The 13,381-nt window shown below is 66.4% G+C and carries 13 protein-coding genes and 5 pseudogenes; 9 read left to right on the forward strand and 9 right to left on the reverse strand.

The annotated features are described in order from the left end of the window. Positions 1–259 precede the first annotated feature (259 nt). Positions 260–604 carry a hypothetical protein gene (locus tag ACFC96_RS35085; RefSeq protein WP_376616033.1) on the reverse strand — a complete coding sequence of 115 codons (345 nt, stop codon included), beginning with the start codon at positions 602–604 and terminating at the stop codon, positions 260–262. Between the two features lie 19 nt (positions 605–623). Further along, a pseudogene (locus ACFC96_RS35090) lies at positions 624–929 on the reverse strand (amino acid oxidase); the annotation flags it as partial. Positions 930–2,120: 1,191 nt separating this feature from the next. On the opposite strand from ACFC96_RS35090, the gene ACFC96_RS35095 reads away from it, so the two are divergent. Continuing rightward, positions 2,121–2,480, forward strand: a complete 360-nt coding sequence (locus ACFC96_RS35095) for a CAP domain-containing protein (RefSeq protein ID WP_340459786.1) — start codon at positions 2,121–2,123, stop codon at positions 2,478–2,480. A gap of 470 nt (positions 2,481–2,950) precedes the next feature. Continuing rightward, positions 2,951–3,490 (forward strand): hypothetical protein, encoded by a 540-nt coding sequence (locus ACFC96_RS35100; RefSeq protein ID WP_376616035.1) that lies wholly within the window; start codon positions 2,951–2,953, stop codon positions 3,488–3,490. Here the strand turns inward: ACFC96_RS35100 and ACFC96_RS35105 are convergent. Further along, positions 3,468–3,731 (reverse strand): hypothetical protein, encoded by a 264-nt coding sequence (locus tag ACFC96_RS35105; protein WP_376616037.1) that lies wholly within the window; start codon positions 3,729–3,731, stop codon positions 3,468–3,470. The genes ACFC96_RS35100 and ACFC96_RS35105 overlap by 23 nt on opposite strands. After that, the gene (locus tag ACFC96_RS35110) at positions 3,698–3,943 is read right to left on the reverse strand and encodes a hypothetical protein (RefSeq protein WP_340459788.1); all 246 of its coding nucleotides are present in this window, start codon (positions 3,941–3,943) and stop codon (positions 3,698–3,700) included. The genes ACFC96_RS35105 and ACFC96_RS35110 overlap by 34 nt, the downstream gene beginning before the upstream one ends. Between ACFC96_RS35110 and ACFC96_RS35115 the strand changes: the two are divergent. Further along, positions 3,939–4,616, forward strand: a pseudogene (locus tag ACFC96_RS35115) (DUF5753 domain-containing protein); the annotation flags it as partial. The gene ACFC96_RS35110 and the pseudogene ACFC96_RS35115 overlap by 5 nt on opposite strands. Positions 4,617–4,655: 39 nt before the next feature. On the opposite strand, the gene ACFC96_RS35120 reads toward ACFC96_RS35115, so the two are convergent. After that, complete coding sequence (locus ACFC96_RS35120) at positions 4,656–5,225, reverse strand: GNAT family N-acetyltransferase (RefSeq protein ID WP_376616039.1); 570 nt, start codon at positions 5,223–5,225, stop codon at positions 4,656–4,658. 145 nt (positions 5,226–5,370) lie between these two features. Between ACFC96_RS35120 and ACFC96_RS35125 the strand changes: the two genes are divergently transcribed. Continuing rightward, a complete protein-coding gene (locus ACFC96_RS35125; RefSeq protein ID WP_340458578.1) occupies positions 5,371–5,802 on the forward strand; it encodes a SpoIIE family protein phosphatase in 432 nt (143 codons plus the stop codon). A gap of 229 nt (positions 5,803–6,031) precedes the next feature. On the opposite strand, the gene ACFC96_RS35130 is transcribed toward ACFC96_RS35125, so the two are convergent. Next, complete coding sequence (locus tag ACFC96_RS35130) at positions 6,032–8,044, reverse strand: NPCBM/NEW2 domain-containing protein (RefSeq protein WP_376616041.1); 2,013 nt, start codon at positions 8,042–8,044, stop codon at positions 6,032–6,034. A gap of 149 nt (positions 8,045–8,193) precedes the next feature. Here ACFC96_RS35130 and ACFC96_RS35135 point away from each other — a divergent pair. Then, positions 8,194–8,922 (forward strand): annotated as a pseudogene (locus ACFC96_RS35135) (IS5 family transposase); the annotation flags it as partial. A 76-nt stretch (positions 8,923–8,998) separates the two neighbouring features. Further along, entirely contained in the window at positions 8,999–9,424 is a 426-nt protein-coding gene (locus ACFC96_RS35140) for a GNAT family N-acetyltransferase (RefSeq protein ID WP_376616043.1), read from the forward strand. Between the two features lie 13 nt (positions 9,425–9,437). Here ACFC96_RS35140 and ACFC96_RS35145 read toward each other — a convergent pair whose 3' ends face one another. Further along, the gene (locus ACFC96_RS35145) at positions 9,438–9,845 is read right to left on the reverse strand and encodes a hypothetical protein (protein WP_376616045.1); all 408 of its coding nucleotides are present in this window, start codon (positions 9,843–9,845) and stop codon (positions 9,438–9,440) included. Positions 9,846–10,074: 229 nt separating this feature from the next. On the opposite strand from ACFC96_RS35145, the gene ACFC96_RS35150 reads away from it, so the two are divergent. Together ACFC96_RS35150 and ACFC96_RS35155 are read left to right on the forward strand one after the other, a co-directional pair. Further along, positions 10,075–10,623, forward strand: coding sequence for an alpha/beta fold hydrolase (locus tag ACFC96_RS35150; RefSeq protein WP_376616272.1), 549 nt, complete (start codon positions 10,075–10,077; stop codon positions 10,621–10,623). 363 nt (positions 10,624–10,986) lie between these two features. Further along, positions 10,987–11,188, forward strand: a pseudogene (locus ACFC96_RS35155) (transposase); the annotation flags it as partial. Positions 11,189–11,236: 48 nt separating this feature from the next. On the opposite strand, the pseudogene ACFC96_RS35160 reads toward ACFC96_RS35155, so the two are convergent. Both ACFC96_RS35160 and ACFC96_RS35165 read right to left on the reverse strand, forming a co-directional pair. Beyond that, a pseudogene (locus ACFC96_RS35160) lies at positions 11,237–11,500 on the reverse strand (aminoglycoside phosphotransferase family protein); the annotation flags it as partial. Between the two features lie 430 nt (positions 11,501–11,930). Beyond that, the gene (locus ACFC96_RS35165) at positions 11,931–12,062 is read right to left on the reverse strand and encodes a hypothetical protein (RefSeq protein WP_376616047.1); all 132 of its coding nucleotides are present in this window, start codon (positions 12,060–12,062) and stop codon (positions 11,931–11,933) included. 9 nt (positions 12,063–12,071) lie between these two features. On the opposite strand from ACFC96_RS35165, the gene ACFC96_RS35170 reads away from it, so the two are divergent. Further along, positions 12,072–13,268 carry a Gfo/Idh/MocA family protein gene (locus ACFC96_RS35170; RefSeq protein WP_376616048.1) on the forward strand — a complete coding sequence of 399 codons (1,197 nt, stop codon included), beginning with the start codon at positions 12,072–12,074 and terminating at the stop codon, positions 13,266–13,268. Positions 13,269–13,381: the final 113 nt, after the last annotated feature.

The following is a 13,381-nucleotide window of genomic DNA, read 5'->3' on the forward strand; positions in this document are numbered from 1 at the left end:
GCACCACGGCAAGGTGGTGCCGTGGTGCTACGGATCAGTGCCGGCATCTGCTGCGACGGCGGAAGACCACTGTGTCGCCGAACGGCTTCATAGCAAGCGCTGGCCTGTCCACCGACGTTCCAGCTCACCCTGACGGGCCGAAGTCAGTAAGGGGCCAACTGTAGCGCTAAGTCTCAACGCCGTGACCACCAAAGGAAGCACGGTCAGGGGCGAACTTGAGTGCCTACGGACCAACAGACCTGGTCCTTGGCTCAGTTGTTCAGGGTTGGATCGGGTCGACCATGCTGTCCGGGTGGGCCGCGACCACGTATCTCGTGGCGGTCACGCTGCAAAGGCCGAAGACGTGCATGAGGCGGACGGGATCGGCGGTCTCGCGGGCCTCGTCGAAGATCCGGTCTTGGCGGAGCTTGCCGACGGCGACGTCGGCCTTGTCGAACGCTGCCTTGACGACTTCCGGACTGATCTGCGGTTCAGCGTCATCGACAGCGGTCTGATTACTGCACGTCAGCGAGCCCGACGTCCTGCCCGGACCGCCCCTGTTCGACCGTCCCGTCCCTGCCCGTGATGAGCGATTCCAGCGGGCGTTCGCGGTGAAGCGAACCACCTGCCGCGAGTCCCTACGGGAACGGAAGTCCGATCTTCCCCGCGGACTGCGGGGTGATGGCCTCCAGTGCGCCCTGCACGCCCGAGCCGAGGTTGTGCGGGATCTTGCTGACGACGGCGCCCGTCTGTACGCGGCGCACCCCTATCGCCCTGGTCAGCGCCTTCGGTATCTGATCCATGCCGCCGACCGGCTGGAACATCAACATGGCCTGGTCGAAGCCGAATTCGAAGGAGAAGTAGCGCCCGACGCCGCTGGCGAACACCTCGGAGGCGGACGGCACGTCACCGAGCAGCACACCCTCCTCGCATTCGTGGCCGGGCTCGACGACAGCGTCGTCCTCGAGCCCGGCCTCATGAGCCGAAGCACGCGAGCTCTCACCAGCAAAGCCGGCTGAACCGGCGGACAAGGCCGGTCGAGGCACCCTAATTGTCACTAATGAGGCATTCGACTTGTTACAAAGGCGGCGTCGCGTTCCTTCGGCAGCGTTTCTGTCGCCAGTACCGAGGTGGAGCGGGAGCAGTTCGCCGGGGTCCGCCGAGGTTGCCCCCGCCAGCGGCAATCCTGCCTTCTGACACCCTCACCCTCCACGCACCAGCGGCGCCAACACGCGCCGCCGTCGTGGACGCCGCAGCTCGCGCCGACGGCAGTCGCGTTGGGCCGGACGGTGAGCACTCGTCGTCCCGTGACATAAGCCACACAAGCTTTTGGCTCTCAGGTCGTCGAATAGTAGATCGAGGCTTGGCAGCATAGTGCGTTTTATCCGTCTTGAAGCAGGCATATTCCGAGCCAGATCGAGCGGCATTCAACCCGCTCAACACTTTTCCCGTTCGGGTGGTGAACAACGGTTTCTGACGGACCAACGGGCTTCTTCGCAAGTCCGGGAGCCGGACCAGCACGCCTGCGCGCCCGTTTCAAGAGCCGTCCATGACTACGAGCCGAGCTAGTAGTGCCGCTTGTTGCCGCACCCCGACAACAGTTCTAAGAATGTCGGCCGCAAGGCGTCTCCGCGGCCCAGGTGCAGGAACTGGGCGGAGCCGGACCCCTGGGGGCGCTCCGCGATCACCGAGCGAGGTCACGCATGAGGAAGCACCGCAGAAAGCCGTCCCGCCGGCCGATAGCCATCGCTGTCATCGCCGTAGGAGCCGTGGGTGTGCCCTCCGCCGCCATGGCCTGCATGGACAACCAGGGTGATGCGGGCAGTCACCCCTCCAGCCACAGGGAGAACGTGAGCTCCCACCAGGGGTGGACGGACTGGTCCTGGAGTCATGGGCCGACTGCGGGAGCGTCGAAGAGCCCCACTGCGACTCCCAGCGCGCGTCAGACCAGCGCGTCTCCCAGCGCACCGCGGACCACCGCAACTCCCAGGGCACCACGGACCACCGCGACTCCCAGCGCACGTCAGACCACCGCAACTCCCAGCGCACGTCAGACCACCGCAACTCCCAGCGCACCACGGACCACCGCGACTCCCAGCGCACCTGCTACGACCTCACCGGCATCCGGATACACGGCTCGCGTGCTGACGCTCGTCAACAACGAGCGCAGCAAGGCCGGATGCTCCCCGCTGACGATGAACGCGAAGCTGACCAAGGCCGCTCAGGACCACAGCAAGGACATGGCATCCCACCGGAACATGTCCCACACGGGCTCCGACGGGTCGTCGCCCGATGACCGGATCACGCGTGCCGGATACAGCTGGAGCTCCTACGGCGAGAACGTCGCCTACGGCTACTCCACACCCGAGAAGGTCATGGCGGCCTGGATGTCCAGCCCGGGCCACAAGCGCAACATCCTCGACTGCTCGTTCAAGGAGATCGGCATCGGCCTCGCGCAGCCCGACAGCTACTGGACTCAGGACTTCGGCACGGCTCGATAGGGACGCGGCGGGGATAGTGCGCATCCCCCCGGCGGCCGCATCGTCATCCCGCAGCGGCTCAGGGGAACCGTCAGCGGATCGCCCGGATCATGCGGACGTTCTCCATCACCGGCATCCGCCTGCGCAGACGCGTGCGCACCAGGCGAGTTGTTCGAGCCAGGCATGAGGGACGCCGTGCGCGCCGACGGTGGCTCCTGGTCGAGCTTGACCAGGAACTTCTTGAACTCCTCGGCCCGGTGACCTTGTCGACGAAGTACGGGTCCGTCGACAGCCTAAAGGTCTGCGGCTCGGCGAGACCGGAGCCGCGCCGATCCCGTGGACACCACTGCCGTGCGGCTTCCCCCGCCGATCGGCGAACCCGCTTGCGATCTGAGGTGCAGCCACTGGACGGAGGGTGAGTTCGGGGCCGTTGGTCTGCGACATGGGAGGCCGACGGGCTTGCCATCGCGCCGGGTCGTAGGGTCTCGTGCATGCAAGCAGACAGCTCTCTGGAATCCCGTTCTCTCCTGATCAACGGCACTGTCGGCGCCGGCAAGACGTCGGTGGCTGAGAGCGTGGGCGGCCTTCTCGCCGATGCCGGGATACCTCATGCCGTCATCGACCTCGACTGGCTGCGCCAGTCATGGCCAGCGCCTTCGGGAGACCGCTTCAACTTCGGCATGATGGTGCGGAACCTGCGCAGCATGGCCGACAACTACCGTGCTGCTGGGGCAACTCGGCTGGTCCTCGCCGGTGTGATCGAGAACTTGGGCGAGCGGAAACTGTGCGGCGATGCGGTCAGCACTGAGCTTTCGACATGTCGGCTTCAGGTCGATTTGTCGGTCAACCACCAGCGTCTCATGCGGCGTCACGAGAACGAGCCCGAAGCGTTGCGATGGCACCTGGCCAGGGCCGGCGAGCTGGCTGGGATCCTCGACCAAGCAGCAGTCGATGACTTCATCGTTGACGCCACCACGCGCTCGGTCGGCGAGGTCGCAGTCGATGTGATCAAGAAGGTCGGCTGGCTGTGACGCAGCTGCTATGCCCCGCTGCCCACGTTCCTCCTGTGGCGCCGCATGAAGCTGTGGGATCGGAGCGCCACAGGCGGAGATCGACAGTTGGCGTGGACCAGCTCTCCTCCTTCGTCATGGTCGGCATCTGGTAGCTGATCGAGATCCGCTGGTCCAGCGCCGCCAGGACGCCGTGCTTCATCCGCTTGCGCAGCGTGAGCTGCCAGATCAGCAACACCGCGAACGGCGTCGTGGAGTCCATGTCGCCTGCGCCGTGGTGACCGCGTGCTCGCACCAGTCGCACACCGCACGGACCTTCTTCAGACTGTCCAGGACCGCCTCGAGGTGCTCGGTGGTCAGGAGTTCTTCCTGCACCATGACCACCGCGTTCTGCATCCCTACACAGAAACTCGTGCGCTGCCCCAGGATCCGCAGCACCGCCGTAGGCGTCTGCTGGAACTGAACCACGGACATCCGCCTGTGGTGCACTCACTGCGACGCCGTGAGCGAGGTCGAGGACTTGATCGCGTCGTCTCTCAATGCGGAGTCCCTGTACACGGAGTGGCGGCGGCGAACTCGCCAAGGGCTGCGGCAGCTTCAAGACAGCTACGTGCAGCTCTACCAGTCGACCCGCCTGTTTCGCGTGTACTCACCGACCCTCATTCCAGGACTGCTCCAGACCGAGGGATACGCGCGCGCACTGCTGAGCATCAACGCAGAACTACTCGACGTTCCCAACGACGCCGGGGCCGCGGCGGACGCCCGCGTGGAGAGATCGCAGATCATCCACCAGGCCGGGCACAGATTCGTCCTGGTCGTCGAGGAAAGCGCCCTGTACTACCAGCTCGGCGATCACGACGCGATGGCCGCACAGCTCGGCTACCTGCTCACCGCCGGCGCCCTCCCGGCGGTGTCCCTGGGCATCATCCCCATGAACACGCCAGCACGCGGCCAGTGGCCCCAAGAGGTGTTCCACGTGTACGACGACACGCTCGTTTCCGTGGAGCTCCTGTCAGCCCAAGTCAGTGTGACCCAGCCATCAGAGATCGCACTGTATCTGCGTGCGTTCGAGCAGCTGCGGAGCATGGCCGCATACGGCGCGGACGCGCGAGCGCTGATCGTGAAAGCCATTGATGCACTGGGCTGACCGTGTGGCTTCGTTCTTGGGCCTCGTGCGACGGCTAGCTCAGAGTGTGAGCGCGAACCGGCGGCAGACATGGATGCGCGCGAACTCGCTCCTCAGCTGCCGTTCTTCCTCGAGGCGGGCGTGCAGGAAGGCAGCCATAGGCTTCAGGCCCGGTCGACGACTTCCTACGGCACGAGCCGGTTCCCCAGGCTCGGTGTAGTAGTTCGCGTAGACGTGCAGGTAGTGGTCGCTCTCGATGAACCCCCTGGCCCGATACCAGCGCAGCGTGTCAGGAAGGTCTCGAGTCCAGGCATCAAGCGTGACCACGCCCAGGGCTCGTGCGCGAGCTTGAGCTTCTGCGAGGAGCGCCCGGCCGTGTCCTTGGTGCTGGTGGTCGGGATGGACAGCGACCGTGTCAATGGTCGCCAGGCCGCCGTCGACCGTCACGTCGATGATGCCGAGCACGGTCCCGGAATCCCACGCAGCGACCAGCTCGAATCCTGGTACAGGGATCTCCGGTTTCCTCTGCAGAACATCATCGAAGTAGGGGGTGTTCAGGAAGGACAGCACCCGGCAGCGGAGCCATGATGCTTCGTCTGCGGGGGCGTAGTCACGGATGATGCGGCTCACGTTCGTGATCCTCAGTCGTCGTGGAGTTCAACGGGGCGTGGTCACGAATCGGCGAGATCATGGACGTCACCCTGGACCTGAGCCCACCCGGCAGCAAACATATTTCCGCGCCAACCGAACTGGTCGAACGCCGCGGCCAGATGCGGTGGTTGTAACGGGCGTCGTGGTCACCGCGGCCGCCGCGCTCACGGCTGGCTATCTGCTAGGACGGCTGCGCCCATGGCGGCGTGCGGGCGACTGGGCAGCCGATCAGGTCCGCTTCACCGGGGCGGCAGTCTTCCGTCAGGCCACACATCGGGTGCTGCCCGGCCAGATCCCGGGCCGGGGTGGCGGTGGCGGCTCGGCGGTCAGCCGGGCGCTGCAACCCGGCGAGGTCCTGCTGCTCCATACTGACGGAGCGAGCGAGGCGCGCAACGGCGACGGCACCTTCTACCCCATGCAGGAGCGACTGGACACCCGCTTCCACAAGCAGCCCGGCCCCACCCCGGCAGAGGTCGTCTCCTACCTCGACACTGACCTCGGTCTTTTCGCCGACCGTGCCCACGACGACCTCGCCCTGCTCGTCCTGGCCCTGTGACCTATAACGACTCAGCCGCCTCTGACGACGGCAGGACCGTGGAGATGGCTGCTTCACCCAGGAACGGGCCCGAGGCCCTAGCTGTATGGATGAGGTCGAGGTAACCGCCCGGGACCTCGACACGCATCTGTCGGCCAACCGGATGTGCGAGGTGAACATGGACCACGCGACGGACCGCGGCTACCACTCCGTGATCGTGGAGCTGAGGACGCGACCCGTCCCGGAGCCACTAGGAACAAGTGACCTTCAGGCCGCCCCAGTCCGCGTGGTCGCTCCCGTTCCCGTCGTCGGCGGTGGTCGCGATCAGACGGACGAACTGGCCTCCGGACACGTCGACTTCGAGGGGCACAGCCTTGTCCTGCCAGCTGAGCTTGCCGGTGTCGACAGCCTTCGTGCGGTCCTTCCAGACCTCGAAGGTCACGGTGCCGCGCTGGGCGCCCACGTCGTCCTGCGCGTCGTCGACACCGACCTCGGCTTTGAGCGTGGAGCAATGGCCGGCCGTGTAGTAGACGGCTTCGCTCCACGCGTGCGTGCCCAGTCCCTTGGGGTAGACGGTGCCGCCGATGGTGAGTGGAGTGCCGTCACCCTGGTCCTGTTCGCCGTTGGTCATGTCGCGCTCCATCGGGCCCCAGCCGTTTGTGGACTTCACCCAGGTGGTGTCGCTGAGGTACGAGTCCCCGGTCGGTACCTCGTCGGCGACTGTCACCGTGGTGGTCGAGGTGTCGCTAACGGGGTGCCCGTCGAGCAGGTAGCGCGCGGTGGCGGTCAGCTCGTACGTTCCTGGCTCCAGCCCCTTGGGGGGCGTGAGCCGCCAGTCGCCGACGAGGGGCTTGTTCCGGGTGACGTACTCCGCCGTCGTCGGGCCACCGGTTTCGATGTGCCAGCCCTCGGGGGCGGTAAGCCGCACGGTCGCCTCGCGCAGCGGCCTGCCGCCCTGGTCGGCGAGTTCGGTGTGCACGCTGGTCACTTCGCCGGGCGTGACGAGTGAGGCGGGCGCGCCATCGTAGAGAAGTGGCGCGTCAACTCCGAAGCTGTGTGCGGGAGTCGAGGCGTCGCCGCCCCGCGCCGGGCGGACCTTGTAGATGACGAGACCGTGCGCGGGGACGGACGCCTGGATCGTGCCCTGGCTGCGCAGGTGGTCGCCGGTAAAGGCATCACTCAGTGCGTACGAGTGCGACTTGGGCACGTCGGTCGCCCCGGCCGTCGTACTGATCGTCGCGGCGTAGTCGTTCTCGTTGTAGAGGGCGACCGCGATGCTGCCGTCGGCAAGGGGTTTGGCCAGAACGTAGCGGCCGCCGGCCTCCGTGACGACCCTGGCCTGCTTGCCGAGGGGGTCCTGGTCGATGCCTGTCAGCGTGCGGTTGCCCACCAGCTTCAGGGTGGCCTCGGATGCGGTCGACAGGTCCGTGCCGAGCAGCAGGGGCGAGGCCATCATGACCCACATGCCGAAGTGGGTACGGTACTCGTAGTCGCTCATGCCGCCGTTGCCGACCTGGAGCATGTCCGGGTCGTTCCAGTGCCCTGGACCCGCGTAGTTGGCGAGGGGCAGGTTCGCACGGATGATGCTCTTAACGCTGTCCCAGTCGTCGGTGATGTCGCCAGTGGTGCGCCAGGAGTGCCCGCCGACCGAAGTGGCCCATTCCCAGGGCTTGTTGGCGCCCCACTCGCACAGGTTGAACAGCATGTTCCGGCCAGTGGCGGCGATGGCGTCGCCCATCGCCCGGTAGCGTTCCTGGGCGGGCAGACCCTGGTTGTTGCAGTTGTCGTACTTGATGTAGTCGATGCCCCAGTCCGCATACCGCTGGGCGTCGACCCGCTCGTGGCCGAGACTTCCCGGATATCCGGCACAGGTGGCCGTGCCCGCATCGCCGTAGATGCCGAGCTTGAGGCCACGCTCGTGGACATAGTCCGAGAGCCACTTCAGACCATTGGGGAACTTAGCCGGGTCCGCGACGAGGCGGCCGTCGGCGTCACGCTCCTTGAGGGCCCAGCAGTCGTCGATGTTCACATACTTGTAGCCGAGGTCCTTCAGCCCGAGGGACACGAAACGGTCCGCGGTGTCCGTGATCAGTTTCTCGTTCACACCGCAGCCGACGGCGTTCCAGCTGTTCCAGCCCATCGGCGGGGTCCGCGCCACGGATACGGCCGCGGGTTCGGCCGCGTTCCGCGCGTCGGCCGGGGCGGCGGCGAGCGCCGTGGCGAGGAGCGCAGCGGCGAAGGCGGTGGTCAGCATCCGTTTCATGAGGCGGGAGTAAACCGCGCGCCGCACGGGGTGCGCCAGAGCGGACGCCCCCTGCGGGCCAACGAGTCCAAAGAGTCCCCGTAGAAAGTCCAACTCCCTGACCAGTTCTGCCTCGAGCCTGCACCCGCTTTCCAGGACCCGGGGGGAACTTCAGCCGGCCTCCCGACCACGACCTGCGGAGCCTGTTGGACGCGGTCCTCTACGTGAACCGCACCGGGATCCCCTGGCGCTACCTGCCACACGACTATCCGCACTCGAACACGGTCTACGCCTCCTTCGTGCGCTGGCAGGAGGAGGGTGTCTTCGACCAGCTCAATAGCCTCCTGCGTCGGCAAGTCCGCAGGCAGGAAGGTCGGGAGGACGAACCGACCGCATGTGTCATCGACTCCCAGAGCATCAAAACCTCCACCAATGTTCCCGCCTGCGAGCAGGGCATCGACGCGGGCAAAGAGATTGTGGGCCGCAAGCGGAGCATCGTCATCGACACCGTCGGACTCCTCCTCGGAGTCCTCGTCACCGCGGCCAGCGTGCAGGACTCCATCGCCGGCCAGACGCTCATCGAACGCGTCGCCAAGCACCCCACCATCCGCAAGACCTGGGTCGACGGCGGCTACCGCCAGCACCTCGTCGAGCACGCCGCCACCCTCGGCATCGACATGCACATCGTCCGCCGCGACCCCGCCACCAAGGGATTTGCCGTCCTGCCCCGCCGTTGGACCGTCGAGAGAACCCTGGGCTGGCTCATGAACCACCGACGCCTCGCCCGCGACTACGAAGCCCACCCACACCGCTCCGAAGCCATAATCCACCTCGCAATGATTAACCTCATGACCCGCAGACTCACCGCCGAATCCACCCCGAGCTGGCGAGGCACCTGAACTACCCTCAACCCGGCAATCCGGGATGAAACAACAGGAGCAAACGCCCTCTGAGCGAGCGAGGCAGTATGAGGCCGTGATCACACAGATTTCGCGCGACGACCTGTCACTGCTTGAGCGGGCGGTCCGTCACTTCCGTGGAGCCGAAGAGGCCGATTTGGTTCGGGCGTTTGCTGACACACCCAGTGCACTCGCCCTCGTAGCGGCCGACGAGGCAGGGATCCTTGGGTGGTGTTGGGGGCACCATCTGGCGCGTCCGGACTCGGCATCGATGCTTTATGTTCACCAACTTGAGGTGGCGGAATCGCATCAGCGTCGCGGTGTCGGACGGGATCTTCTTCGCGCCTTCATGGAGGCGGGGGCGAAGGCCGGGGCCACGACGATGTTCTTGGCCACCGGCGAGGCGAACGTGGCGGCCCGGTCGCTGTACGAATCCCTCGGAGGTGGGCTTGCTACGCAGGGACCCACGGTGAACTACTGGTTTCTCCTCGATCCGCGGTAGGACCTGAGAGTGGCTATTGGCCGCCGTTGTCTCCGCGACGACTGATACTCGTGATCACTGTCGAGATATAGGCCTTGGGTGGGAGGCCCGAGTGGAAGCCTTCTGGCTGGCCGAAGACGACGAGCGCGCGCAGACGTGTTGGTGATGGCGCGTCTGCATCGTTCATCCGGGATATAGACGCCATGAGCGGGTGGAACGGCATCCTCTGCTCGGTGATGGAATCCGCAGCCGGGTCGGCGTGGTCAACGTGCCACTTCCCGCGCTTCTCAACGCGATCGTCGCGGCCTTGTTCCTGGTGGTGGAAACGGCTGAAGATGACGGCAGCGAGCCCCTGCCCGATCTTCTGGGCATTGCGGCACGCCGTCCATGGTCCAGGCAGAGTCGCGTCGGTAAACAGCGGCGCCGACAACCCTTCGGCCATGGCGTTCCACGAGCGAGCGCCCTGGCCTCGCCCACGCAGTTCCTCATCATCTCCGGCCCCCAGGGGAACGCTTCGCCGTCACCGTGACGCCCCAGCCGAGCGCAACACCCGCATCAGCCCACATGCACGCCCCTGAGCTGCGAAAACGGTTTGAAAGCAGGGTTTGAACTTGTTATTTGACCTTTGGCAGAGCCTCAGTGAGACCGGTAGGTTCTCCGCGGTGACCTCGATGGAGACGCAGGGCCTCGTGTCGATGACGGACGAGGCGCAGTTGCGCTGGATGGCGCTGGGAGACACCACCCGGCGGCCGGCCGTGGTCATGCTCCATGGCGGTCCGGGTCTGCCGGACTACCTAGGCGATGTAGCAGCCATGGTCGCGGACCTTGCGCCCGTGTACCGGTACGACCAGCGCGGCACGGGCCGGTCGCCGTGGCGGGGGCGCCATTCCCTCGCCCGGCATGTCGACGATCTCGCTGAGCTGCTCGACGCATGGGACGTGTCCAAGGCCGTGCTGATTGGGCATTCCTACGGCACAAACCTGGCGACCCGGTTCTGTCTGGCGCCCTCTGACCGGGTTGCCGCGATGCTGCTGATGTGCGGGCCATTCGTCGGCGATTGGCGCTCCGGGGACCGAGCGGAGCGCGATCGCCGAATGTCCGCAGCACAGCAGGAGCGGCTCCGCGCATTGGAGGAGTTGCCGGACCGCACGGAGGAACAGGAAGTCGAGTTGCTCACGCTGGCCTGGTTCACCGACCATGCCGATCCCGAACTTGGGTAGCACTGGGCCGCGCAAGGAGCCCGGCGGCGTCGCCCCGTCAACTGGACTATGAATGGCGAACTTGGCAGGGAAGGACGCGCGGACCCGCTCGATGATCATCTTGCCGAGCTGCGCGCGTGCCTGCCCACGCCAACGGAGCTCCTCGGTGGGACCGACGATCCCCGACCTGTGTCGGCTCTTGATTCACTTGCGCTCTGGCTCGATCTTCCGCTGACGCGGATCGAGGGCGCTGGGCACGAGCCTTGGCTGGAGCGGCCTAACGCCGTGCGTGCGCACCTTCGGCGATTCGTGCAAGGCACGGTGGGCGCATAAATTCCGGCGGGCTTGCTGGCTGGCGTCATCCCTGGCTGGCGGCACCGCGAGGGTCGGCTCACCCCGGCCCGCGTCCGCCGGGGGTTCAGGAACCTCCACCTTCACCTGCACAGCGCGGCCTGTGCACCCAAACCCTCAACTCCCGTCCCAGGGAGCCTACTTGGCTGGAAAGGGCCGGCGGACCGCCACCCGATACGACGTGGGCAAATCGGCTATACGCTCCCAAAGCATCGCTGAACGTAATCAACTCAAAATCTCGTCGCTTGGTTCCTTGCCGCTTTCACGTGACCTTCGGCGATTTCTACAGACCATCCAATCGCCTGGTTACCGCGTCGAAGGTCGGCCAGGGTGGCCCCTCTCGCAGCAAGCGGAGGAATTCTTCTCCGAATCCCTTCCCGTTCGGGAACTGGTCTCCGAGCTCCCAACGCCACGCTGCGAGCATCGCGAGGACGAGCTGTCGGCAGTCATCGAGCAGCCCTTGGTCGACGTCCGGGTAGTACTTGCAGACTTCCTCGGGAGCGTGGGCGAGGTCGAACTCAACCGGTCCACGGCAACACGTCTTCACTTGTGTTCGCGCGTCCAGCCTTCCCCTCACCTGTTGCACCCCGATGGCCGGGACGCTCTTGGGCTTGAACGCTCCGCTTCACACCCCACCGTTGCCAGCGACGCATGGGAGCGCGGGGACGGGCCTTGGCCACTGGCCCGAAGTTCAGCCGATCGATACCTCCTTCACGTGGCTGTCCTTACTTACCGGGACAAGCCCCGGATGCACGGGAGTTGATCTCTGTGTGACAGATCGCGGGCGACCTTCGCCCGAAGTGCTGCGGATGGGCAAGCACAGGCGCCCGGTCCGGACCGCTGAGCGCGAGGGCCAGGCTCAGGCTTTTTAACGCTTCCACCAGAGTTGCTCAGCCTGGCACATTGCGCGGTCCAAGCACCGTTCGGGTGGTGCATTGACTAGTAACCGGGCACTTGCTTCAATCGCTTGAAACGTATCAGCGCCGGTCGGAGACCGAGCCCAGGAAGCGGCCCGACGAGCTGCCCATGCAGGCCCACGACAGGTCCAGGAGTGCCATGCACTGGTTCGAGCCCCGTACGTCCCGCACCGGGACGGTGCCCGCCTGCACCGTCGAGCTGTGAGGGCACAGCCGACCCCGGTCGTCCTGGTCGGCGGTCGCGGCTACGGCCGTACGCACCTGGCCAACCTGCGACGACTCACCGACACAGGACGGGTACGGGTCGTCGGGGTCTGCGACCAAGCACCGCTCATGGCCCACGAGTTGGAGGGACTCGGGCCGTTCGAGTCGATCGTGCAGTCCACAGACCTCACACCGCTCCTCACGCGCACACAGCCGTCGGTCGCCGTCATCAGCACCCCCCTGCACACCCACGTACCGCTCGCTCTCAGCGCCGTACGGGCCGGCGCGCACGTCCTGGTCGAGAAGCCGCCCGCACCCTCGCTCGCCGGCTTCCGCCAACTCGCGGCAGGGCTGGCCGAGTCGGGCCGGGTGTGTCAGGTCGGGTTCCAGTCGTTCGGCTCCGAGGCCGTGCACGCCGTGCGACGGCTGGTCGCTGACGGCGCCATCGGGCGCCTCGTGGGGGTCGGCGGCGCCGGGGCATGGGTGCGTGAGGCCCGCTACTACGCCCGCTCCCCCTGGGCCGGACACCGGCGCTTCAAGACCGATGACGGAGCCCGCGCCGCGGTGGACGTGGTCGACGGCGTGCTCACCAATCCTCTCGCCCACGCCCTGGCCACGGCGTTGCGCGTGGCCGGCAGTGACCGCGAACAGGACGTCGCAGCAGTGGAGTTGGAGCTCTACCGGGCCCACGACATCGAGGCCGACGACACGTCCTGCGTGCGCGTGACCACCGCGCTCGGCACGAAGGTGACGCTCGCGGCCACCCTGTGCGCCGAGGCCAACTCTGCCCCGTACATCTTCGTGCACGGCGAGGCCGGCCGGATCACCCTGCACTACACCGAGGACCGGATCCTCTTGGAACGGCCTGGCCACGAGGCCGAACGGCTCACGTATCCGCGCACCGACCTCCTGGACAACCTCCTCGAACATCTCCGGGACGGAACCGACCTGTTGAGCCCGCTCGCCCGCAGCGGCGCGTTCACCCGGGTCGTGGAGTCCGTTCGGACCGCAGCCGATCCGGTGCGGCTCGCGCCGGGCGTCTGGCACCCAGTCGGCGAAGGTCCCCATGAGCGTCGGGTGATACCCGGAGTCGACGCCCTCACCGACGAGAGCGCGAGACGCCTCGCCCTCTTCAGCGAGCTCGGGACACCCTGGGCGAAGGCGACGGTGAGCGAGGCGGTCCGGCCTCACTGATCCGGCTTGCTTCACTGCCGCAACCCCCGCCGATGCGGCGGGGGTTGCCTCTACCGCGGTTCCCGCAGAGGTGGAGTGCCGACCATCGCCGGACGGCGGGGACACCTGGCATT

This window comes from Streptomyces sp. NPDC055955, from assembly GCF_042270245.1.
In the GTDB taxonomy this organism is placed as follows: Bacteria; Actinomycetota; Actinomycetes; order Streptomycetales; family Streptomycetaceae; genus Streptomyces.

What these genes read in the sequence shown, in the direction of transcription:
- ACFC96_RS35130 (WP_376616041.1), bottom strand. Translation starts at nt 8,044, where the DNA reads ATGAAACGGATGCTGACCACCGCCTTCGCCGCTGCGCTCCTCGCCACG.
- ACFC96_RS35110 (WP_340459788.1), bottom strand. Translation starts at nt 3,943, where the DNA reads ATGTCCGTGGTTCAGTTCCAGCAGACGCCTACGGCGGTGCTGCGGATC.
- ACFC96_RS35100 (WP_376616035.1), top strand. Translation starts at nt 2,951, where the DNA reads ATGCAAGCAGACAGCTCTCTGGAATCCCGTTCTCTCCTGATCAACGGC.
- ACFC96_RS35105 (WP_376616037.1), bottom strand. Translation starts at nt 3,731, where the DNA reads ATGGACTCCACGACGCCGTTCGCGGTGTTGCTGATCTGGCAGCTCACG.
- ACFC96_RS35145 (WP_376616045.1), bottom strand. Translation starts at nt 9,845, where the DNA reads ATGGCCGAAGGGTTGTCGGCGCCGCTGTTTACCGACGCGACTCTGCCT.
- ACFC96_RS35150 (WP_376616272.1), top strand. Translation starts at nt 10,075, where the DNA reads ATGGAGACGCAGGGCCTCGTGTCGATGACGGACGAGGCGCAGTTGCGC.